Here is a 21,059-nt window from a genome sequence, read left to right as displayed (position 1 = left end):
GAAAGGACGAAATGGTAAGCCGCACTCACTCCAGCGAGGGGCGTCGCCCCAGCCAGATGTCCTTTTGGAACTTCACAGGCTGGAGCCATGCACAAATTTTCGGGAATTCTTTCGGTCCTTCTGACCGTTGCCTGCATTCTACCGGGTCATGCAACCGCTGAGGCCGCGGACAGCCCGCATGTCGCGATCGAGCTCAACGCTGTCGATGCGGTCGAGGGGTCGTGCCGTTTGAGCTTTCTGATTCAGAACGGACATGACGCGGACATAACGCAAGCGGTCTACGAGGCGGTGCTGTTCGACACGGACGGTCGGGTGGCCTTGCTGACGCTTTTCGATTTCGGCACCCTCCCGGCCGGACGGCCGCGCGTCCGGCAATTTGTAGTGCCGGGGCAGGATTGTGCAGGGCTCGGGCGGTTGCTGATCAACGGTGCGGAAACATGCGCCGGGGCCGGCGTACCGGTCGACGCATGCACCACGGGACTGCGTCTTCGCAGCCGCACGAAGCTGGAGGTGCAGGGATGATCGCTCGCCTTACGGAGACCATCCATCACATTGCCGAACTGGGCGGGCCAGTCGTTCTGATACTCGGCGTATTGTCGATCCTGGTCATGGCCGTGATCCTTTACAAGCTTTGGCAGTTCATGGTCGCCGGTGTCGGCCGGCATTCCACGCTGCAGGCGGCAATCGCCGAGTGGGACGCCGGTGACCGGGCGGCGGCGCGCGAACATCTTGCACGTTGCCGCAGCTATCTTGGACCGGTCGCGGTCATGGCCGCCAATGGCCAAACCGATGCCGCCCGACTGGAAGCAGAAGCCGAAGCCCGTTTCGCCGAGTTGGAAAGCGGATTCCGGCTGCTCGACTCGGTCGCGCAATTGGCCCCGCTGCTTGGTCTTTTCGGGACGGTTCTGGGCATGATCTCGGCGTTCCGCGCCTTGCAGGATGCCGGGACGCAGGTGGACCCGTCGATACTGGCCGGGGGCATCTGGGTCGCGTTGCTGACGACGGCTGCGGGACTGGCCGTGGCCATGCCCACCGCGCTCGCGCTGAGCTGGTTCGAGGCGCGCATGGATGCGGACCGCGTGCTGGCGCAGAAAACCCTGAGGACGATCCTTGCCCCGGCAGGTGTCCGTCACGCGACCAAGGCGACGGCGGCGCCCGTTCATGCGTAGACCAAGATACCGGCGCAGGCTGTCCATGACATCGCTGATCGATGTCATCTTTCTGTTGCTGTTGTTTTTCATGCTTTCCTCGACCTTCACGCGTTTTGCCGAAGTCGAATTGGTCGCGGCGAACGCAGGCGGTGCGACGGGGACGGAACCGCCCGTGTTCGTGTCTCTTGCCGAGGATACGCTGCGGCTGAACGGAACACAGCTTTCGCTGGCCGACCTGCCAGGCGCTCTTGACCCGTTCAGGTCCGGTGCAGAACCGCTGGCCGTGCTGATCTCTGCCGGCAACGATGTGACGGCGCAAAGGCTGACCGACCTTCTGGCGGTTCTGCGCCAGGTTCCTCGGCTGACGGCGACTGTGCTGGGGGCCGCATGACCCGCAAATGTACCCGGACCGAGCGTGAGCCCACCATCGCGCTGATCAACATCGTTTTCCTGATGCTGGTCTTCTTCATGGTGGTCGGAACACTGGCTGCTCCGCTGGACGGGAAACTGGCGCTGGTTCGAACCGACGGGATCGAGGCAACCGCCCCATCCGATGCGCTGGTTATCCATCCCGATGGCCGCATGAGCCATATGGGTGCGCCTGTCGGGTCGGCCATCGCGTTCTTCGATACCTTGCCGCATGAGGCCCGGTCGCGCGTTCGGATCGTTCCTGATCGCGATCTGCCAGCGCATCAGCTTGTGACCCTGGGCCGGACGCTGCGCGAGGCAGGTGCCGGAACCGTGGTCATCGTCACCGAACGGGGGCTGCAATGACGCGATCGCCCGCACCCGCGAAACTGGCCGCGCTCGCATTGGCCGTCGCGGTCCATGGCGCTGCGGCTTTCTCTCTGGCCGGACCCGTGCCGGTGACGCTTGAGGGCGCATCGGGAACGGCCGAGCTGCGCCTTGGGACCGCGTTCCAGGATATGGCCGCAGGCACATTGGCCGCAGAACCGCCTGCAACCGCGCTGAACACGGCACCACCCCAAACGGCAACGGTTCGGCAACCTGCCGAAGCGTCACCGGAAAAGCCCGACCGCCAAAGGGCCTTGGACAGCATGGCAGAGCCTGCCGCCGAGCGCCGACCCGCCGAAACGCTGGCGGCATTGTCGCCAGACATCGCAAGCCGCCCTGCGCCGAAGCCCGCGCCGCTGTCGGCTGAAGCGTCGCAAGCCGTCGCCAAACCGGACCGTTCCACATCAAGGCTGACGGGCACAGACCCCGCAAGCGCCGCAATCGACCGTTCGGTGCGGCCGAAGCCGCGCAGTAGCGCCATGGCGAAGGACCGGGAACCGAAGCCAAATCAGCCCAGGCAACGAGCGCAATCCAACGCGGGCAATGCCCCCACCAACGCCCGCGCAGGCGAAGCCAGCGGAAAACAGACCGCAACCGCCAGCCAAAGCGGCGATACGGGGAGGCAGCGCACGGCAGGGAACGCGGCGGCCAGCAATTATGCAGGTTTGGTCATGCGTCAGCTTTCACGGGCGGGCAAGCCGCGTGTCAATGCGCGCGGGTCGGCCATGATCGCCTTTACCATCGGCGGAAATGGCGGCGTTGCCTCGGTGTCCGTGGCCCAAAGCTCCGGGTCCGCCGCACTGGATCAGGCGGCGCTTCGGCTTGTGCGAGGGGCCGGACCGTTCCCGAAACCACCGGATCGCGCACGGCGCAGTTTTACCGTCCAGGTCAAGGGACGATAAGCTGGCAGAAACATCCGGCCGCGACCAAAGCGCAAGCACCCGGGTTCAGCGGTGTTTTTTGCGGTGATGCAATCGCTGTGGCATTGGTGCGCCCGCAGGCAACGTGGCAAAGACTGCGGCTTACCTATCCGGGGCGGTTCCTTGCCGCACAAACCGGCGCTTTCAGCGGAACACGGCTTCAGGACCATTGAGCAGCCGTCTTTGGGAAGGCTTTAACTGCGTGGAAAAACCGCCGGTCTAAACTGTGGAAGCGACCCCATGATCCATGCGGGCGATAGCGCCACGACGACATTGCCTGTCACGCGCGCACTTCTTCGAAGACGTCCGAGATCAGCTTGCGCAGCCATTTCTGGCCCGGCTCCCGTTCTGTCCTGAGATCCCAGCAAAGATCGAAGGAAAACACCACCTCTTCGAGCGGTAGCGGCACCCAGCAAAGCTTGCTCAGCCGGGGATCGAGCGAAAACAACCGCTTGGGCGCGATGGCGATCAGGTCGGAATTGGCGACGATATCGGGGATTTCGAACCAGCTTGCCACAGTCATCGCCATATGCCGCTTCAGTCCGCGCGCAGCCAGCGCATCTTCGATCACGGTGGTACCCGTGGCCGATTGCGACAGTTTCACGTGGGGAAGCTCGGCATAAAGCTCGGCTGTCATGGGAACATTGGCGCGGGGATGGTCGCGGCGCATCAGCACGACGATCTCATCCGCCAACAGACGCTGCGAACGAACCATCTCGGGCTGCAGGCGGCCGGGTGTCAGCCGCACCTGCATGTCGACGCGGTCCCAGACGCTTTCGGGAGAAATCGAAAAGGGCAGGATTTCAATCGAGATACCCGGTGCTTCGACCTGCAGCCGTTCGGCAAGACGCGGCAGGAGGAAACCTGAAACGTAGTCAGCCACCTGCATTGTGAAAACGCGTTCGGCCTTGGCGGGGACGAAATGGTGCTGCAGCGAAATCGCGGTCGAGATGAAGCCAAGGCCGCGCTCGATATCGGCGTTGAGTTCTCGGGCGCGCTCGGTCGGGCTGACCCCGTCGGCGGTACGAAAGAACAGCTCGTCATTCAGCATCACGCGCAGCCGGGCCAATGCATGGCTGACCGCGGAAGGTGACAATCCGACCTCGTCCGCGGCCCCCGCGATCGAACCGCGGTTCATGATCGCGCGGAATATGACCAGAAGGTTGAGGTCGAAATTGCGCAGGTTCACCATGGCGTCACCTCAGCAGATCGACGATGGACAGGGTGACAGGCGGCACGAAGGCCACCAGAAGCAACACGGCGATCATCACACCCAGCATCGGCAAGAGCGGCCTTGCGATCTGGCCGATCTTCAGCCCGCTGATCGCGGCGCCGACAAAGATCGTGTATCCGAAAGGCGGCGTGGCCATGCCGATGGTGAAATTGATCGCCACCATTGCCCCGAACTGTACCGGGTCCATGCCCAGTTGTTCACCGATGGGCACAAGGAACGACGCCAGGATGATCATTGCTGCAAGGTTGTCCATCACGCACCCGATCACCAGAAGCATGAGATTGATCATCAACAGGTAGAGAACGGGCGTATCCGCGAAGCGTTCTAGCGACTGGGTCACCTGTCCGGGAATGCGTTCAAAAGCCATCACCCAGCCAAAGCCGTTGGCCAGCGCGATGATGAACATGACGATGGTCATCGTCTTGAGCGCGCCCAAGGTGACGGGCACGATGTTGGAAAACGATAGTTCCCGGTAGACACCGAAGCCGAGGACTAGCGCGAAAACGGCCGCGACGATCGCCGCCTCCGTCGGGGTGACGATGCCGCCATATATTCCGCCCAGCACGATCACAGGGCCGCACAGGGCCCATTTGGCCGAGTTGAACGCAGCCCAGATCTCTTGACGGCTCGCCTTGGGCTGCGGTGCGATTTCATGCTTGCGGGCGTGATGCCAGCACAGCGCCATCAGCCCCAGCGCAAGCAGGATGCCGGGCATGACACCCGCAAGGAAAAGCTGGCTGATCGAGGTTTCGGACATGACACCCCAGACAACCATCGGGATCGACGGCGGGAGCATCGGCCCGATGATGCCGCCTGCCACGGCCAGCGCGGTCGCGAAGGGCCGCGAATACCCGCGCCGTTCCATTTCGGGGATCATGATCGCGCCGATGGCCGCCGTGGTCGCCGGGGCCGAGCCCGAAAGCGCGGCGAAAAAGGCCGCGGCCAGCACCGCGACCATGCCAAGCCCCCCGGTGCGGTGACGCACCAGCACATCCGCAAACCCCACCAGCCGGCGCGAAATGCCGCCTGCCGTCATCAGGTCGCCCGCCAGGATGAAGAACGGTATCGCAAGCAGCGAAAAGGATTGCGTACCCGAAACCATCCGTTGGGCAAAGATCATCATGTCGATGTCCGCAGTCCAAAGCGCCCCGATCGTGGCCAGGCCGATCGCAAAGGCCAAGGGCACCCGCAACAGCAGCATCAGGGGCAAACCCAGCGCCAGAACGAAAAGGGTTGCACTCATGAGGTGGCCTCTTCCGGGGCCGGTTCGGCCGGGCCGATCAGGCGCGAAACCCCATGCAGGATAAAGAGCGCCCCGCTGACCGGTACGCAGAGATACAGCACCTCGATGGGTATCTGCAGCGCGGCGGTCTTCTGGCCGACCGTGCGGTCCACATAGGCGATACCGGACGTGAGGGTGATCCAGCCGAACAGGATCGTCAGCGCCGCGACCCACCGGTCAGCCCATCGGTGCAGGCGTTCGAACCGGGCGGGGATCGACTCGATCGCGACGTGAAATCCTTCGTACAGGCCGACTGTCGCGTAGAGCAGCACCAGCCAGGCGAACAGAATGATCGCCAGTTCCTCGGTCCAGCTGGGCGGCGCGCCAAGAAAATAGCGCATCAGAACCTGTGTCACCAACAGCCCGAGGATCAGGTAGATCAGCCCGACGCAGAAATAGGCCACAAGCCGCGACAACACGCGGCTTGTGGTGGTGATCAGGGACACGACCTGTCGCAAGACCAAGCTCCGGCGATCAGTTGGACGACACGGCCTGAAGCGCGCGATCAAGCAGCTCGGTGCCGATCGTCGGTTCGAACCGCTCGTAAACCGGCCCGACCTTGGCACGGAACGCGCCCACATCATCGATCTCGTTGATCTGCATGCCCTTGTCCTTGAGCGCGGCGACCACGTCGGCTTCGGCTGCGGCGACGGCCTGCCGCTGTTCGGCGATGGCGGCATGACCCGCGTCAAGCACGGCCTGCTGCACGTCTTCGGGCAGCCGGTCGAAGCTGCGTTCGGACATCAGAAGATGGATCGCGGAATAGGTGTGGCGCGTAAAGCTGAGATACTTCGTCACCTCGGCATAGTTGTTTGAATTGACCACCGATGCTGGAATTTCCAGCCCGTCCACGGTGCCCTGCTGCATGGCGGTGAAAACCTCGCCCCAGGCCATCGGCACCGGGCTGCCACCCAGCGCCGAGAACATCTCGATGAACACGGGGTTCTGCATGGTCCGGTACTTCACGCCTTCCACGTCTTCGGGTTTGCGCACGGGACGGGTGTTGTTGATCATGTTGCGGAACCCGCCTTCGGCCGCACCGAGGGATACGACCCCGTCATCGCGCAGGTTGGCGGCCAGTTCCTGCCCGACCGGACCGTCAAGCACCTCGTGCGCCTGTCCCGCGCTGCCGAACAGGAACGGAAGGTCGACAAGCTGGTAGGTCGGTTCGAGGTTCGCAACCACGGCGTTGGTGATCACGCCCATGTCGATCGTGCCGAATTGCAGACCTTCGAGGATCTCCTTGTCGTCGCCAAGCTGGCGGTTCGGGAAAAGCTGCACTTCGACACGCCCCGGAAGCGCGGCTTCGAGCTCCTTCTTGAACGCATGCGCGGTGATTGCGTAGGGGTCCGTGGGGCTGTCCGCTGTCAGCCACGCGAGCTTGAGCTCGATTTCGGCGGCATGTGCGGCACCGGTCAAAGCAGCCGTTGTCAGCAATGCGCCAAACAGCCTGCGGGTAAACTTCATGGTCATCAGGTGTCCTCCCTTTGATGCGTGCCCGGGGCCGGAAACTGCCGACACCCGAACATATGGGCGAAGCCTACACACAGGATGTGTAATGCAAACAGTGCATAAACCGCATCATAACATGCACGTGGTGCATGATGCGACGTGAAAATGGTGCAGCATCGTGTGAAAGGAATGAAGTTCCCTCAGCCAGATGTGCGCCTTAGACTGTTCGAAACCCGGGTTTCCACATCTGAATCCACACACTGCGAAGGACTGCGCATGGCCAAAGAGGCGTTCGAGATACAACACCTGTCACCGGACCTGACCTGGCCCGATGATCGCCGGATCGCCGTGGTCTTCAATCTCGCCTACGAAATGTGGTCTCCGGGCGTGACCTCCGGCGTGGGCCCGATGGGCAACGTGCTGCGCGACGGGCTGTTCGACCCCAATGCGGACAGCTATGGGCAGTATAACGCGACCCACGGAATTCCGCGCCTGGTGGACATCCTGGAACGCCGGGGGATTGCCGCGACGCTGATGACGTCGGGGCGGGTTGCCGAAACACATCCCGCGCAGTTGCGCCAGTTTTCCGCGCGGGGGCATGAGATCGTCGCCCATGGCATGGCACAGGACATGGTTTTTCCGACGCTGACAGCGGAAGAAGCAAGACATTCGATCCGCCGCAGCACCTCTCTGATCGAGGGCGCGACGGGGCACAGGCCCAAGGGGTGGATAAGCCCGCGCGTGACATCCGGGCCGGACATCCAGCGCATGTTCGCCGAAGAGGGTTATGCCTGGCATGGGGACGTGATCGACGCCGATCTGCCCTATCTGCAACGGTTCGGAGAGGCCGAGATACTCGCGATCCCAATGTCGGTCGAATTCAACGACCTTCCGCACGCGATGCGCTTTGGCCGCACCCCCGGCCAGTTCGTCGAAATGTTCCGCGAATCGCTGGACGGGATCAGGCGGCAACCGCCCGAAACGATCATCCTGGACATCTTTGCCCATGGCCATTGCTATGGCCGTCCGGCGGCCGCCTGGGCGATCGACGAGATCGCCGCGCTTTGCAAGGCCGACCCGTCGCTGTGGCTGACCACACGCTCGCAGATCGCGGCCCATTGCGCGCAGGCGCGCAAGCACGCGGCCTGACCGCATTACGCACCCTTCACCGCGTCTGATGAATGGTTTCGCTGCGCCATCGGGCCATCGGAGCACAAGCCACGCTGGCCTTTTGCCGATTGCGGTATATCATCCATTCACATCATTCAGACAGGGGGTTCACGATGACCTGGCTTGCATCCTCCGTGATGGGGCAACGCGGTGTGGCAAAGGCCAATGCCGGCGCGCACCATCACCTCAGCGAAGACGCGCAAGGTGCCTACCATTACGTTTACGGGCCATATGCCGACCCGGTGCTGACCATTGACCCGGGCGACGTGATCGCGGTCGAAACGCTCGATGCCTTTGGCGGTGCGGTCAAGACCGAGGATGACCTGCCGTCGAAAGTGCTGAACATGCCCTTCGTGAACCCGCAAAACGGCCCCATTGCCGTAAAGGGCGCGAAGAAGGGCGATGTCTTGGCGGTCTATATCCACAGCCTGCTGCCAAGGGGGCCGCAGCCTGCGGGCACCACCGCGCTGATCCCCGATTTCGGCGGGCTGGTGGCCACGGGCCTGACGCATCTGAACGCGCCGATCGCCGAACGCGTCAAGAAGATGGAAGTGACGCCCGATGGCGTGAAATTCTCGGACAGGATCACCCTGCCCTACGAACCCTTCGTCGGCACGATGGGCGTCAGCCCCGAGATCGAGGCGATCTCGTCGCTGGTGCCCGATTTCTATGGCGGCAACATGGACCTGCCTGACGTGGCACCGGGTGCGGTGATCTATTTCCCGGTGCAGCGCGACGAAGCGTTTTTCTACATCGGCGATTGCCACGGACGGCAGGGCGATGGCGAGCTTTGCGGCGTTGCGGTGGAAATACCGGCCACCGTGACCGTGCAGATCGACGTGATCAAGGATTGGGCGATCCCGGGCGTTCGGCTGGAAACCGAGGATTTCATCATGTCGGTGGGATCTGCCCGCCCGATGGAAGACGCCGCGCGCATGGCCTATCGCGATCTGATCCGCTGGATGGTCGACGACTACGGGTTTGAGGAATCCGAGGCCTATTTCCTGGCCACGCAGGCCGGCAAGATGCGCGTCGGAAACATGGTGGACCCGAAATATTCGCTGGGCGCTTCGATGCTCAAGACATACCTCGGCTAACAGATCGGGACACGAGACAAGGAGATTCGGCATGGATCTGGGATTGAACGGACTGCGTGTTCTGGTCACGGGCGGCACCAAGGGGATCGGGCTGCATTGCGCCCGGATTTTCGCGGAAGAAGGTGCTGCGGTATCGGTTTGCGCGCGCGACGCCACGGGCGTCACCGAAACGGTTGAGCAGCTCAAGACAAAGGGCGTTCCGGTCTTCGGCCGCGCGGTGGACGTGTCGAACGCGCATGCGCTGAAATCCTGGGTGCAGGACAGCGCGGCCGCCCTTGGCGGGATCGACATGGTGGTCGGCAATGTCTCGGCGCTGGCCGTGGCCGATGACGAGGCCGCATGGAAATCGGGGTTCGAGACGGACATGATGCATTCCGTCCGCCTGGTGAATGCGGCGATGCCCTGGTTGGAGAAATCCAGCGCGGCGTCGATCACGCTGATCTCGTCCGTTTCGGGGCGCGAGGTCGATTTCACCGGACCGGCCTATGGCGCGTTCAAGGCGGCGCTGGTGCATTACGCGCAGGGTCTGGCGATGAAGCTGGCACCGATGGGCATCCGCGCCAACACCGTGTCGCCCGGAAACACCTATTTCGAGGGCGGCATCTGGCAGTCGATCGAACAGAACAACCCCGACCTGTTCAAGGGGGCGCTGGCGATGAACCCGATGGGCCGCATGGCCCGCCCCGAGGAAATCGCCCGCGGCGTCGTTTTCCTGGCCTCGCCTGCATCCAGCTTTACCAGCGGCACGAACCTTGTGATCGACGGGGCGCTGACGAAGGGCGTGCAGCTTTAAGAGGTCACTTTTCGAAAATCTCGGGGCCGGTTACCACGGTGACCGGGCCGTCCAAAAGATCGCCCGCCTCGGCGAAGAACCCCTTCGATCCGGCGCCTTGGTTGTGGCGGTCCATCGCGGCCTGATCGGCGAAGCGTTCATGCGTGACGAAAACGCGTGCATCTTCGGCCGATTGCGAGACAAAGAAACCGGCCGTGTCCGGCTCCTGTTCGCGCGCGAAAGCGCCGACCTTCAACAGCGCGGCTTTCACCTTGTCCTCGTGACCGGGCTTGGCGCGCAGGATCGCGGTAAGGGTGAACATCGGCTGCTCCTTTGCGGCGGCTCAGCCCGTCAGGCCAAGCTCTTTTGTCATCTGGTCGCGCATCACGAATTTCTGCGGTTTTCCGGTGACGGTCATCGGCATCTCGGCAACAAACCGGACATGTCGCGGGATCTTGTAATGGGCGATCTTGCCCCGGCACCAGTCGCGCAGGGCGTCTTCGGTCATGGCCGCGCCGGGACGCAGTATGATCCAGGCGGCGACCTCTTCCCCGTATTTCGGATCGGGCAGCCCGAAAACCTGCGCCTGCGCGATGTCGGGATGGCCTGACAGGAACTCTTCGATTTCGGCGGGATAGATGTTTTCCCCGCCCCGGATCAGCATATCCTTGGACCGGCCCGTGATCCGGCAATAGCCGTCGGCGTCGATGGTGGCGAGATCGCCGGTATGCATCCAGCCGCCCTGGATTGCCTCGGCCGTGCGTTCGGGGTCGTTCCAGTAGCCCTTCATCACCAGATAGCCGCGCGTCAGCAATTCACCCTGCTGGCCGATAGGAACCGTGCGCCCCTCTTCATCCACCACCTTGCATTCGGCGTGGGGCTGGATGCGCCCCACGGTGGATACGCGCCGGTCGATAGGGTCGTCCACCGCCGACTGGAACGAGATCGGGCTGGTTTCCGTCATGCCGTAGCCGATGGTGATCTGGCGGCAATGCATCTGGGTCATGACGCGGCGCATCAGCGGCTCGGGGCATGGCGCGCCCGCCATGATGCCGGTGCGCAGGCTGCGCATGTCGAACCGGTCGAACTCCGGGTGATCCAGCATGGCCTGGAACATCGTCGGCACCCCATGCACGGCGGCGCAGCCTTCGGCGTCTATGGCGGCCAGCGTGTCGCGGGCGTCGAAGGCCTCGCCGGGGATCACCATCGTTGCGCCATAAGCGCAGGCCGCCAGATTGCCCAGGACCATGCCGAAACAGTGATAGAAAGGCACGGGAATGCACAGCCCCTCGCCCGGGCGCAGCCGCATCGCACGGGCGGTGGAGATCGCGTTGTTGACAATGTTCTTGTGGCTGAGCGTCGCGCCCTTGGGCGCGCCCGTGGTGCCACTGGTGAACTGGATGTTGATCGCGTCGTCCGGGCGCAGACCCGCGCCGATGGCATCGAGCCGCGCCCGCATCGTGCGCCCGCCCCGCGCCATCACCGCGTCGAACGACATCGCGCCTGCGCGCGGGTTCGGCCCCAGCTGCACCACGCTGCGCAGCGACGGCAGTCTGGCGATATTCAGCCGCTCGGGCGGGCCGCTTGCCATTTCCGGGGCAAGCTCGGCCAGCATGGCCATGTAGTCCGAAGTCTTGAACTGCGGCGCGACGATCAGGCAGGACACGCCTGCCTTGTTCAGCGCATATTCCAGCTCCGAGGTGCGGTAGGCCGGGTTGATGTTCACAAGGATCGCGCCGATCCGCGCGGTCGCGAATTGCGCCAGCAGCCATTCGGGGCGGTTGGGCGACCATATGCCCACCCGGTCCCCCTTGTAGATGCCGATCGACAAAAGCCCCGCGGCCAACCGGTCGACCAGCCGGGCGAATTCGGCATAGCTCCAGCGGTCGCCTGTCTGGCGGAAAACGGCCGCAGTGCGGTCGCCGTGACGCCGGACGACCTCGGCCAGAAAGGCGGGGATCGTAGCGTCGACCAAGGGGCGTTCGGTCGATCCCGCCACATGGGACAGGCCGTTTGCCGGGCGTATACCCGGCTGCGATGAAACCCGTGCCGACATGGGCATGCGGTCCTTTCCCGGTCTTACATCTGGCGCCAGTCGCCGGCTTGTTCAAACGCGCCCGCCGCGCGGTATATCGTGCTTTCCTCGTAGCGGCGGCCGATCAGTTGCAACCCGACCGGCAAGCCATCCGACATCCCGCAGGGGATTGACATTGCCGGGTGCCCGGTCACGTCGAACGGCGCGGTGTTGGGCAGCATCTCGAACGCGCGCTGCGTCCAGAGCGCAAGCGAGCTGTCGGGCGGCGGCAGCGGGGTGGCCTTCATCGGCGTGGTCGGCATCAGCAACAGGTCGTAGGAGGCCAGCACCTTGTTGTATTCCTCGCGCAGTTGCCGCGCGAGGTTCTGCGCCTTTGCATAATAGCGCCCGCGCGTGTGCTTGAGGTGATACTGCCCCACGAACATCGAGATTTTCAGCGTGTCCGACAGCTCGTCCGCGCGCGACCGCCAGTTCGAGTGATAATCCAGCAGCGACGTTGTATAGAGCCCTTCCCATCCGGTGCCAAAACCGTTGCCGATCATCATCTGGTTGGTCAGCCCTTCCAGCCCGATTGGCGTCCAGATCGCGGGGCCATGGAGGTGCCACGGGATCGAGATGTCATCGACCGTCGCGCCCAGCTTGCGGAACAGCTCGGCACCGGCACGGACCTTGGCATCGACATCGGCCTCGGATTGTTCGTGGCCAAAGCCCTCCTTGACCACGCCGATCCGCAGCCCCGAAGCGCCACGATTGACCGAGGCGGTGTATCGGTCGGTGCGCACATCGTACTGGCGCGGGTCCAGCCCGTCCGCGCCCGCGATCACCTCGAGCATCAGGGCATTGTCCATCACCGTCTGGGTCATCGGCCCGGCGTGGTCGATGGTGTTTTCGATTGGCATGATCCCCGAATAGGGCACCAGACCGTGGGTCGGCTTCATCCCGTAGACCCCGCAGAAGGACGCGGGCATGCGGATCGACCCGCCCTGGTCGCCGCCGATGGCCATGTCGACCAGCCCCGCCCCCACCAGCGCCCCCGACCCCGAGGACGAACCGCCCGCCGAATACCCCTGCTTGTGCGGGTTGTGCACGGCGCCGGTGGCGTTGGTGTGGCTGCCGCCCGACAGGCAGAAATATTCGCAATGCGCCTTGCCGACGATCGTCGCGCCTGCATCCAGAAGGCGGGTGACGATGGTGGCGTCGATATCGGGCGTATAGCCCTTGAGCGTGGAGGCCCCGTTCATCATCGGAACGCCGGCCAGGCACACGTTGTCTTTGAGAGCGACGGTCCGACCCAGCAGCGGCCCTCGCGGCGCGCCCTTGATCTCGGTCTTGACGTACCAGGCGTTCATCGGGTTTTCGTCCGGCGTGGGCCGGTGGCCCGAGGTGCGCGGATAAAGGACCGGCGGAAGGTAATCGGGCAGAGAGTCGACGATGTCGTAGGCATCGAGCGTGCCCTGCATCACGTCCAGGAACTCCTGGATACGCGCATCCGACATGTGCATGCCCAGTTCGGCGACGATTTCCTTCATCTGCGCGTGTGTGGGGCGTTGGACGGTCATGTAGGACATCCTTTCTTGCAACGGGGCCGGAGCAGCGGCCTTGTGCGGCGTGGCCGAGGGCAACGCGTGCCGCACGGCGGGACTGTGAGATGGGGCAGCAGGCGCAGCGGATGCATCTCTTTTGAGTGCGTCCAGAGCGCCGGAGGCAGGCATTGCGGTTTTCCCGCCGCCTGCGCCAAGGCCGGTGAATTCTTCGATCAGGGCAGGATCGGCGGCTTCCGAGCCCGACACCTCGCCCATGATCTTGCCCTTCTGGATCAGCAGGATGCGGTCGGACAGGGCCGTGATGAAATCGAGGCTCTGTTCGACCAGGACGATGCTCAACCCTTCGCGGCGGTTCAGTTCCTTCAGAAGGTCGATGATCTCGTCGATGATCGACGGCTGGATGCCCTCCGTCGGTTCGTCCAGCAGGATCATGTCCGGGTCGGACACAAGGCAGCGGGCAAGCGCCAGCAATTGTTGTTCGCCCCCCGAAAGCGCGCCGCCTTCGCGATCCATCAGGCGTTCCAGGCGGGGAAAGTCGGCAAGCACGCGGTCTATCGCCTCGTCCTCGTCCATGTCATGCGCGGCGATGCCCATGCGCAGGTTGTCGCGAACGCTGAGGTTGGGAAAGATCCCCCTGCCCTGCGGCACGTAACCGATGCCAAGCTGTGCCCGCCCCGAGGACCGAAGCCGCCCGATGTCCTGCCCGTCGAACATCATGCTGCCGCCCTTGGCGGGAATGATGCCCATAAGCGCCTTGAGCAGCGTGGACTTGCCCATGCCGTTATGGCCCAGGATGCCGAGGATCTCGCCGTCCTCGACCGACAGGTCGACCCCGTGCAGAACCGGCACCCGGCCATAGCCCGCCCTGAGACCGGAAACTTTCAACAGCGCGCTCATGCCCGGTGCCCCAGATAGACTTCGCGCGCGCGGGGGTCGGCGGATATCGCCTCCATCGTGTCCTGCATCAGGATGCGCCCTTCGTGAAACAATGTGACCGTGCGCGAGATCATGCGGATGAACTGCATGTCATGCTCGACCACGATCAGGGCCGAGGTCTTGTTGATCTCTTCGATCAGCTCGACGGTTCTGTAGGTTTCTTCATGGGTCATGCCGGCGGCGGGTTCATCGAGTAGGACAAGCCAGGGTTCGGCCGCGACGACCATGCCAAGTTCGACCCACTGGCGCTGCCCGTGTGCCAACTGCCCGACAAGGGTGCGCCGTATGTCACCCAGCTTCAGACGTTCGATCGTTTCGGCCGTCAGGCTGCGGGATCGTGCGTCGCCATGCCAGCGCCGCGCGGCGAGCCATATGTTTTCCTCGGCGGTCAATCCGTCAAAGACGTTCGGCACCTGCGTCTTGATCCCGACGCCCAGGCTGGCCACTTCGAACGGCTCGGCCCCGGTCATCGGCTGGCCGCGGATGATCACCTCGCCGGATGTCGGCGTCAGCTGGCCAGTCAGGCATTTGAAAAAGGTGGATTTGCCAGCGCCGTTCGGCCCGATCAGGCAGCGCAATTCCTTGTCGAAGAGCGAAAAATCCACCTGATCGACGGCGCGCACGCCACCGAAATGCATGCAAAGATCCCGGGTTTCGACGACGACCTCACCACGTTGACGTGTCATTGCGCGCCCTCCGTGCGGTTACCACGGCGGCGGCGGCGGACGCGCCCGGGCTTTTTCCTGCGGCGCGCGCCGAACCAGTCGACCACCGTCGGCGCGACGCCCTTGGGCACCAGCAGCACGAAGATGATCAGGATAACCCCAAGAACGAGGTTGTTGTTCAGCACGGTTTGCCCACCCAGCGCCGAGGTCAGGTAGAACAGCGCGAAGGTCGCGCCGATCGGCCCGATCAGCGTGCCGCGCCCGCCCACGATCACCCAGATGATCGTCAGCGCCGCGTTATAGAGGTTGAACACGTCAGGCGTGATCCGCCCCACGCCGTTGCAGAACATGACCCCACCGATTGCGGCGATCCCTGCCCCGATGGTGAAGATACCCAGCTTGTAGAGCCGGATGTCATAGCCGAGCAGTTCGGCGCGCAGCTCGTTCTCGCGGATCGATACGCAGACACGGCCGAACTTGGTGTTCACAAGCCACCCGACAAAGACGTAGCACAGGATCAGCGCGGCCATCGCGACATAGAAAACCTGCTCGGGGAACAGGAAGGTGCGCGTATCCCATGGCAGGTTTATGGGCGGTGAAGACACCCCGTTGAACCCGCCCAGCAGCGCATTGCCGATCTTGTACTCAGGCCCGGAGGTGCGCCGGATCAGCGAAAAGAAGATCAGCGTGACGGTCAGGGTGATCACGCCCAGATACACGTCGGACACGCGCCCGAAGAAAATGAAATATCCCAGCGCAGCCGCGAAAGCCGCGGTGATCAGGATCGCCAGCAGGATCGCCCACGTCGAGCCGCCGAAATTTATCGCGGAAATCGTGTAGACATAGGCGCCAAGACCGAAGAACGCGACCTGCCCGAAACACAGGATTCCGCCATATCCCCAGATCAACGCCAGGCTGAGAGCAAGGATCGCCAGCGCGATCGCGGTTGTCAGGTTGATGATCGTGAAAAGCTGCAGCACCTGCGGCGCCACGAACATGAACAGGATGCCAAGCACGGCATAAACCAGCGTCGGGCGCATCTGGCGAAGCATGCTGCTGCTCATAGCGATTTCCGAAAGAAGCGGCCTGTAATGCCGCGCGGCATCAGGCGGAGAAGAACGATTGCCGCCAGAAGCAGCGCGATTTCACCAAAGGTCGACCCCGCGATGAAGGAAAATATCCCGTTGATGCCGCCCAGCAGCACCGATCCCGCGGTGGTCCCCGCCAGGATTGCGGCACCGCCGGAAATGACGGTGATAAAGGCCTTGGCGATATAGGTCGCACCGATCGTCGGCAGAACGCCCGTCATCGGCGCCAGCAGACCGCCGGCAAGCCCTGAAACAGCGGCGCCCAGGCCGAAGGTGATCATGTAGATCCGGCTGGTCGACACCCCCAGGGACGAGGCCATTTCCGCGTTCTGCATCGTGCCCCGCGCCAGCAGCCCCAGCTTGGTGAAGCGCAGTGTCAGCCAGACGGCGAAAAGCAGAATGGCGGTGATGACGATAAGGAAAAGCTCGTAGCCCGAGGCCGAGTAGTCGCCGATCCGCACGGCTCCCAGCGGCGGCGACACGGTTGTGGCGGTCGAGGCCCCGAAGATCGAGGTGACGATCCCGACCAGCAACAGCGACAGCCCCCATGTTGCCAGCAGCGTGTCGACCATCCGGCCATAGAGCCAGCGGATCAGAACGCGTTCAACGATCACGCCGATGATACCGACCACCAGCGGGGCCAGTATCAGCATCGACACCCAGATGTTGACGCCAAGGTTCGTGGCGACGACGACGGTATACCCGCCCAGCATCAGGAACTCGCCATGGGCAAGGTTGATGACCCGCATCATCCCGAAGATGATGGCAAGCCCGAGGCTGATCAGCGCCAGGTTGGCGATGACATAGGTCAGCTGAAAAAGGACGGCGACGACAAGATCCACGCGCAGGCTCCAAGTCAGATGGGTCCGGCCCGAAGGCCGGACCCGCAAGGGCGTTACTCGATCCCGGCCGCGGCGAGACCGTTTTCGAACATGAAGGTCGACTGGTTGGGGTTGGCCACCAGGTCACAGACCAGCTGCGTATCCGCCGGCGGCTGATCCGCGTAGGATTCGACGATGTTCCATTTCTGGTCCTTCAGCTCGCCGATATAGACGTTCATGTTGCAGTGGTTCGTCTTGGGATCGATCGTCACCGCGCCGGACGGACCGTTGTAGGTCAGGCCGGAACGCAGCGCCTCGATCACCGGGCCGCGATCGGGGGTGCCGGCCATCTTGACCGCTTCGGCCCACAGCATCGCGCCTTCGTAGGACCGCACCGCCAGTTCGTTCATGACCGGACGGTCGGCACCAAGACGCGCCTCGAGACGGGAGAGGAATTCGGTATTGGTGGCGTTGTCCGCCCCTTCGAAATACCCGTACGAGGCAAGGATGCCATCGCCTTCTTCGGCCGAGATCAGCGTTTGCTCGTTGCCGACGCCGAAGGTGGTCGAGGCGATCGGGATTTCCTTGTTCATGCCCGCCGCCGCATACTGGCGGTAGAACGACACATGCGCGCCGCCGACAAGCGCCGAAATCACGAAATCCGGCTTGGCGGTCTGGATCTTGTTGATCGTCGGGCCAAAGTTCGTGACGTCCAGCGGGAAAAACTCGACATCCAGTGTCTCGCCGCCGTTTTCCTTGACGAAACGCTGCATCCACTGCGCCGTGATCTGACCGTAGTTATAGTCGGCCGCCACGATATAGACCTTCTTTCCCCACTTGTTCATTGCGTAGGGCACGACCTTTGCCACCGTCTGTGCCGGCGTCGAACCGGTGCAGAAGTTGTTGAAGTCGCACACGCCGCCTTCGTACTGGACGTTGTAGAAATACAGCGTCTGGAACCGCGACAGCGTCGGGCGGATTGCCTCGCGGCTGGCCGAGGTGATGCCGGCATGCACGGTATGCGCGCGGTCGCCCGCCGCGGCCTGCGTGGCATATTGCGTGTAGAACTGGATAGTCGACTGGGCGTCGTAGAGTTTCAGCTCTACCTCGCGCCCGAGCAGCCCCCCGGCGGCGTTGATGTCGTCGATGGCCATCTTGGTGGTTTCGGCCATCGGTGCGCCGTAGATATCCAGCCCCCCCGAAAGGTCGAGGATCGAGGCAAAGATGATCTTGTCGCTTCCCTGTGCCCGGCCGATGATCGGCGCGGATGACAGGGCCAGCGCCGAGGATCCGGCAAGAAAGCTCCTACGCGAAAAAGTCATGACAGTCTCTCCTGTTGGAATGGTGACGGATGCGGTTGGCATTTTGCCTTTCGGCCGCATCAGTCCTTGGTTTCAGACGTTTTGCCGCCTGTTTCTTCTGATTTCGTCGTCCCGCTGCTGCGCTGGTCAAGCTGAGAGGTCACGCCGCGAACACCGTTGCCGATATTCATCCCGACCTCTTCGCCCAGCCGCTGAACCGCGGGCAGTTGCAGTGCCATGGACAGAACGCCATCGACCAGCTGGTTCACCGTGCCCCCGTCCCCGCCATCGGCGCCATCGCCGCCGGACCCGCCGCCACGGCCCATGCCCGTGATGTGGTTGATGCGGATGCTTTCGATCTTTTCCGCGGGCTTGAGCATGCGTTCGACGACCTCTGGCAGGGTCTTGATACGTGCCTCGTCGAGCTTCATCGCCATGAGTTCCGCACTTTGCGCGTTCTCGGCCTCGATGACGGCGGCGCGGCCCTTGGCCTCGGCCATCAGGCGGGCCTTCTGGGCCTCGGCGCGTTCCAGCATGGCCTTTGCCTCGGCCTCGGCCATAGCGAGCATCGATTCCACCTCGGAGCGGACGCGGGTGTCGTCGACCTCGGCCTGCTCGGCCGCACGGATCAGGGCAAGCGCCTTTTCGCGGTCGGCCTTGGCCTGTTCGCGGATCGTGCGGACCTTTTCCTCGGCTTCTGCGCCAGCTGCGGTTGCTGCGATGGCTTCGGCCTCGGCATGGGCCTCTTCCACACGCTTGGCGGCCAGCCGCACGGCGTTTTCGGTCTTGGCCAACGCGGTGGCAAGCTCGGCGGCAAGACTTTGCTCGCGCAGTTCGCGCTCTTTCTCGATCTCGGTCAGGCGCACTTCTCGTTCGCGGGCGATCCGTGCCGCCTCGCGCCGCTTTTCGGACGCGGCCTGCTCTTCGGCGGTTTCCGCCATCGACCGTGATCGCGCGATCTCGATCTCGCGCTGCTGGGTTATCATCGCCTCTTCTTCCTCGCGCGAGATGGTCAACTTGCGCTTGGTGGCGTCCAGCTGGCTTTGGCGCACGGCAACGTCCGCATCAGCCTCGATCACGGCGCGTTCCTTCTTGTTCACTGCGATGATTTCGGCCAGGCGCCGCATCCCCAGCGCGTTGAAGGCGTTGTTTTCATCAAGCGCATGGAACGGGGTCTGGTCGATCCGCGTGAGCGAGACAGATTCAAGCAAGAGACCGTTCTGAGCGAGGTTCTCGGTCAGGATTTCCGAAACCTCGCGGGCGTAACCGGCCCTGTTGTCCTGCAATTCGTCCATCGTATAGCGCGCGGCGACGGAAAGCATGGCATCGACCAGCTTGCCTTCGAGTGTTTCGGCCAGGTCGGCCGAGCGGAACGATTTGCCTGCCAGCGCCTGTGCAGCCGTGGCCACGCCTTCGTTCGTCGCGCGGACCCGCACGTAGAATTCTGCGCCGACATCCACGCGCAGACGATCCTTGGTGATGATGGATTTCGGCCCCAACCGCTCGATCTCGAGCTTGGTGGTGCGCATGTTGACCTCGGACACCTTGTGCAGGAAGGGCAATGCAATGCAGCCACCGTCAAGAACGACGCGCTGGCCGCCCGCACCGGTCCTAACCAGGCTGATTTCACGCGTGGCTTTCCGGTAATAGCGATTCAGGAAAAGTATGATCAGAACCGCGACGACCAGCAGAACGATCACAGTAATAAACACCGTCATCTCACCGACTCCCCTGTTCTAGAAAAGAAACGCATTGATCTGCACTTCCTTTTCTTGGTCCGGTCACCACCAGGGGGCCGCCAAGTTTTTATCTTTACCCAGCGTAAGCGCCGACTCGAAAATCTGTCAACGGACTTGATCGGTAAATTCGCATGTGCACCAACGATAATGCCCGCGAAAACGGGTCATTTACGCCAGAGATGCCAAAATATTGTGCGCCGAACCCGCGTGTGCCAACGCGCCGCCAGGTCGAAAGGACGACGCGCTGAGGCATGCGCGACAGCCCGCGCCTTCAGGCGGAATGCGCCTGCGCGACTTCCAGCGCGATGCGCATCGCGCGCACCATGTCGTCCAGCGCCATCGACGCCAGATCGGCGCGCTGATGCAGCTCGAGTACCGATTCCGCGGCAACCTGGTCCAGCAATTCGGCCACCTGTGCAGGAAGGTATGGCAGATGCACGAACCCCGCGATCGTTGCGGGATGGTGTTTCGAACAATGATCGAGCGCAACATAGGCCGTCGCGTTGCAAAGATAGGTTCCCGCGCTGCCGGATTGCCTGCATGGCAGCCCTGCCCCGCGAATAGCGGCCTGCATCTCATCGCACGGCAAGGTCGTCAGATATCCGTCGGGGCCGTCTTGGATCACCTTGCCATTCTGCCGGTGTCCGGCATTGTCGGGAAGCTCGAACCAGGACCAGTTTGCCGCGACCCGTTCCAGGCGGATCATCGGCTCGCCCGGCCAAAGCCCCATCGAAACCACGATCCGGGGTTTCAGCTCGTCGATCAGCGCAGGCAAGCTTTGGCGCATCTCGTGAAAATCCACCGGAAGGCCGACCCCGTGAACGTCCATTTCGCCGACGCGCGTGCCGTTCAGTATCCGCGCGACCTCTTCCGAGGGGTTCGCGCTGCGCCCGGCGTAACTTTGAAATCCTGTCAAAAGGATCATTTTTCGCATCCCGTTCTCATGCCGGACCGAAAGCGCCTGTCCATAAAACCACCTGCAACGTGGCTCGGGAACGGGCTGCTTCGTGTCGGGGCGGTGCCCGGACGCGAAGCGCCCCGGCCAATCGGTCACAGG

Annotated in this window: 21 protein-coding genes; 8 read left to right on the top strand and 13 right to left on the bottom strand. The window is 63.2% G+C overall.

All coding sequences use genetic code 11. The features are described from left to right. The first annotated feature begins 87 nt into the window (after positions 1-87). The 5 genes from BLT50_RS00335 to BLT50_RS00315 are packed head-to-tail and all read left to right on the top strand — an operon-like array spanning position 88 to position 2,848. Positions 88-522, top strand: a complete 435-nt coding sequence (locus tag BLT50_RS00335; RefSeq protein ID WP_090025302.1) for a hypothetical protein — start codon at positions 88-90, stop codon at positions 520-522. Then, entirely contained in the window at positions 519-1,169 is a 651-nt protein-coding gene (locus BLT50_RS00330) for a MotA/TolQ/ExbB proton channel family protein (RefSeq protein WP_090025300.1), read from the top strand. The genes BLT50_RS00335 and BLT50_RS00330 overlap by 4 nt, the downstream gene beginning before the upstream one ends. Before the next feature lie 25 nt (positions 1,170-1,194). Beyond that, complete coding sequence (locus tag BLT50_RS00325; RefSeq protein WP_090025298.1) at positions 1,195-1,542, top strand: ExbD/TolR family protein; 348 nt, start codon at positions 1,195-1,197, stop codon at positions 1,540-1,542. Further along, positions 1,539-1,925, top strand: a complete 387-nt coding sequence (locus BLT50_RS00320) for an ExbD/TolR family protein (protein ID WP_090025295.1) — start codon at positions 1,539-1,541, stop codon at positions 1,923-1,925. Before BLT50_RS00325 ends, BLT50_RS00320 begins: the two co-directional genes overlap by 4 nt. Then, entirely contained in the window at positions 1,922-2,848 is a 927-nt protein-coding gene (locus BLT50_RS00315; protein WP_090025293.1) for an energy transducer TonB, read from the top strand. Before BLT50_RS00320 ends, BLT50_RS00315 begins: the two co-directional genes overlap by 4 nt. Before the next feature lie 298 nt (positions 2,849-3,146). Here the strand turns inward: BLT50_RS00315 and BLT50_RS00310 are convergent, their stop codons facing one another. The 4 genes from BLT50_RS00310 to BLT50_RS00295 are packed head-to-tail and all read right to left on the bottom strand — an operon-like array spanning position 3,147 to position 6,855. Then, a complete protein-coding gene (locus tag BLT50_RS00310; RefSeq protein ID WP_090025290.1) occupies positions 3,147-4,058 on the bottom strand; it encodes a LysR family transcriptional regulator in 912 nt (303 codons plus the stop codon). A 4-nt stretch (positions 4,059-4,062) separates the two neighbouring features. After that, positions 4,063-5,343 carry a TRAP transporter large permease gene (locus tag BLT50_RS00305; RefSeq protein ID WP_090025287.1) on the bottom strand — a complete coding sequence of 427 codons (1,281 nt, stop codon included), beginning with the start codon at positions 5,341-5,343 and terminating at the stop codon, positions 4,063-4,065. Next, complete coding sequence (locus BLT50_RS00300; protein WP_245723240.1) at positions 5,340-5,828, bottom strand: TRAP transporter small permease; 489 nt, start codon at positions 5,826-5,828, stop codon at positions 5,340-5,342. Before BLT50_RS00300 ends, BLT50_RS00305 begins: the two co-directional genes overlap by 4 nt. A gap of 28 nt (positions 5,829-5,856) precedes the next feature. Continuing rightward, positions 5,857-6,855: a TRAP transporter substrate-binding protein gene (locus BLT50_RS00295; RefSeq protein ID WP_090025282.1), complete on the bottom strand. Its 999-nt coding sequence runs from the start codon at positions 6,853-6,855 to the stop codon at positions 5,857-5,859. A 255-nt stretch (positions 6,856-7,110) separates the two neighbouring features. Between BLT50_RS00295 and BLT50_RS00290 the strand changes: the two genes are divergently transcribed. The 3 genes from BLT50_RS00290 to BLT50_RS00280 all read left to right on the top strand — a co-directional run bounded on the left by BLT50_RS00290 (position 7,111) and on the right by BLT50_RS00280 (position 9,894). Continuing rightward, entirely contained in the window at positions 7,111-7,983 is an 873-nt protein-coding gene (locus BLT50_RS00290) for a polysaccharide deacetylase family protein (protein ID WP_090025279.1), read from the top strand. Between the two features lie 134 nt (positions 7,984-8,117). Beyond that, on the top strand, positions 8,118-9,101 hold the full coding sequence (locus tag BLT50_RS00285; RefSeq protein ID WP_090025276.1) for an acetamidase/formamidase family protein: 984 nt from the start codon (positions 8,118-8,120) through the stop codon (positions 9,099-9,101). A gap of 31 nt (positions 9,102-9,132) precedes the next feature. Then, positions 9,133-9,894 carry an SDR family NAD(P)-dependent oxidoreductase gene (locus BLT50_RS00280; RefSeq protein WP_090025273.1) on the top strand — a complete coding sequence of 254 codons (762 nt, stop codon included), beginning with the start codon at positions 9,133-9,135 and terminating at the stop codon, positions 9,892-9,894. Positions 9,895-9,898: 4 nt separating this feature from the next. Here the strand turns inward: BLT50_RS00280 and BLT50_RS00275 are convergent, their stop codons facing one another. From BLT50_RS00275 to BLT50_RS00235, 9 genes are all read right to left on the bottom strand, one after another. Then, entirely contained in the window at positions 9,899-10,195 is a 297-nt protein-coding gene (locus BLT50_RS00275; protein WP_090025270.1) for a putative quinol monooxygenase, read from the bottom strand. Between the two features lie 21 nt (positions 10,196-10,216). Next, positions 10,217-11,929: an AMP-binding protein gene (locus BLT50_RS00270; protein ID WP_090025267.1), complete on the bottom strand. Its 1,713-nt coding sequence runs from the start codon at positions 11,927-11,929 to the stop codon at positions 10,217-10,219. A gap of 23 nt (positions 11,930-11,952) precedes the next feature. Beyond that, a complete protein-coding gene (locus BLT50_RS00265) occupies positions 11,953-14,349 on the bottom strand; it encodes an amidase (protein ID WP_090025265.1) in 2,397 nt (798 codons plus the stop codon). Further along, positions 14,346-15,074: an ATP-binding cassette domain-containing protein gene (locus BLT50_RS00260; protein ID WP_090025262.1), complete on the bottom strand. Its 729-nt coding sequence runs from the start codon at positions 15,072-15,074 to the stop codon at positions 14,346-14,348. Before BLT50_RS00260 ends, BLT50_RS00265 begins: the two co-directional genes overlap by 4 nt. Then, complete coding sequence (locus BLT50_RS00255) at positions 15,071-16,117, bottom strand: branched-chain amino acid ABC transporter permease (RefSeq protein WP_217629215.1); 1,047 nt, start codon at positions 16,115-16,117, stop codon at positions 15,071-15,073. The genes BLT50_RS00260 and BLT50_RS00255 overlap by 4 nt, the downstream gene beginning before the upstream one ends. Continuing rightward, positions 16,114-16,983, bottom strand: coding sequence for a branched-chain amino acid ABC transporter permease (locus BLT50_RS00250; RefSeq protein ID WP_090025260.1), 870 nt, complete (start codon positions 16,981-16,983; stop codon positions 16,114-16,116). Before BLT50_RS00250 ends, BLT50_RS00255 begins: the two co-directional genes overlap by 4 nt. Before the next feature lie 53 nt (positions 16,984-17,036). Next, positions 17,037-18,284 carry an urea ABC transporter substrate-binding protein gene (locus tag BLT50_RS00245; RefSeq protein ID WP_090025257.1) on the bottom strand — a complete coding sequence of 416 codons (1,248 nt, stop codon included), beginning with the start codon at positions 18,282-18,284 and terminating at the stop codon, positions 17,037-17,039. A 59-nt stretch (positions 18,285-18,343) separates the two neighbouring features. Beyond that, entirely contained in the window at positions 18,344-19,981 is a 1,638-nt protein-coding gene (locus BLT50_RS00240) for a flotillin family protein (RefSeq protein WP_090025255.1), read from the bottom strand. A gap of 292 nt (positions 19,982-20,273) precedes the next feature. Beyond that, positions 20,274-20,927: a pyroglutamyl-peptidase I gene (locus BLT50_RS00235; protein ID WP_175491354.1), complete on the bottom strand. Its 654-nt coding sequence runs from the start codon at positions 20,925-20,927 to the stop codon at positions 20,274-20,276. Positions 20,928-21,059 lie beyond the last annotated feature (132 nt).

This window comes from Lutimaribacter saemankumensis (genome assembly GCF_900100005.1).
Taxonomy (GTDB): Bacteria; Pseudomonadota; Alphaproteobacteria; order Rhodobacterales; family Rhodobacteraceae; genus Lutimaribacter; species Lutimaribacter saemankumensis.
Note: the sequence above shows the minus strand (reverse complement) of the source record. Positions and strands in the feature narration are given on the sequence as shown.

Bases quoted from the DNA above. Each gene is read 5' to 3' on its own strand.
- BLT50_RS00335 (WP_090025302.1), top strand. From the start codon at position 88: ATGCACAAATTTTCGGGAATTCTTTCGGTCCTTCTGACCGTTGCCTGC.
- BLT50_RS00330 (WP_090025300.1), top strand. From the start codon at position 519: ATGATCGCTCGCCTTACGGAGACCATCCATCACATTGCCGAACTGGGC.
- BLT50_RS00325 (WP_090025298.1), top strand. From the start codon at position 1,195: ATGACATCGCTGATCGATGTCATCTTTCTGTTGCTGTTGTTTTTCATG.
- BLT50_RS00320 (WP_090025295.1), top strand. From the start codon at position 1,539: ATGACCCGCAAATGTACCCGGACCGAGCGTGAGCCCACCATCGCGCTG.
- BLT50_RS00315 (WP_090025293.1), top strand. From the start codon at position 1,922: ATGACGCGATCGCCCGCACCCGCGAAACTGGCCGCGCTCGCATTGGCC.
- BLT50_RS00310 (WP_090025290.1), bottom strand. From the start codon at position 4,058: ATGGTGAACCTGCGCAATTTCGACCTCAACCTTCTGGTCATATTCCGC.
- BLT50_RS00305 (WP_090025287.1), bottom strand. From the start codon at position 5,343: ATGAGTGCAACCCTTTTCGTTCTGGCGCTGGGTTTGCCCCTGATGCTG.
- BLT50_RS00295 (WP_090025282.1), bottom strand. From the start codon at position 6,855: ATGACCATGAAGTTTACCCGCAGGCTGTTTGGCGCATTGCTGACAACG.
- BLT50_RS00290 (WP_090025279.1), top strand. From the start codon at position 7,111: ATGGCCAAAGAGGCGTTCGAGATACAACACCTGTCACCGGACCTGACC.
- BLT50_RS00285 (WP_090025276.1), top strand. From the start codon at position 8,118: ATGACCTGGCTTGCATCCTCCGTGATGGGGCAACGCGGTGTGGCAAAG.
- BLT50_RS00280 (WP_090025273.1), top strand. From the start codon at position 9,133: ATGGATCTGGGATTGAACGGACTGCGTGTTCTGGTCACGGGCGGCACC.
- BLT50_RS00275 (WP_090025270.1), bottom strand. From the start codon at position 10,195: ATGTTCACCCTTACCGCGATCCTGCGCGCCAAGCCCGGTCACGAGGAC.
- BLT50_RS00270 (WP_090025267.1), bottom strand. From the start codon at position 11,929: ATGTCGGCACGGGTTTCATCGCAGCCGGGTATACGCCCGGCAAACGGC.
- BLT50_RS00265 (WP_090025265.1), bottom strand. From the start codon at position 14,349: ATGAGCGCGCTGTTGAAAGTTTCCGGTCTCAGGGCGGGCTATGGCCGG.
- BLT50_RS00260 (WP_090025262.1), bottom strand. From the start codon at position 15,074: ATGACACGTCAACGTGGTGAGGTCGTCGTCGAAACCCGGGATCTTTGC.
- BLT50_RS00255 (WP_217629215.1), bottom strand. From the start codon at position 16,117: ATGAGCAGCAGCATGCTTCGCCAGATGCGCCCGACGCTGGTTTATGCC.
- BLT50_RS00245 (WP_090025257.1), bottom strand. From the start codon at position 18,284: ATGACTTTTTCGCGTAGGAGCTTTCTTGCCGGATCCTCGGCGCTGGCC.
- BLT50_RS00240 (WP_090025255.1), bottom strand. From the start codon at position 19,981: ATGACGGTGTTTATTACTGTGATCGTTCTGCTGGTCGTCGCGGTTCTG.
- BLT50_RS00235 (WP_175491354.1), bottom strand. From the start codon at position 20,927: ATGATCCTTTTGACAGGATTTCAAAGTTACGCCGGGCGCAGCGCGAAC.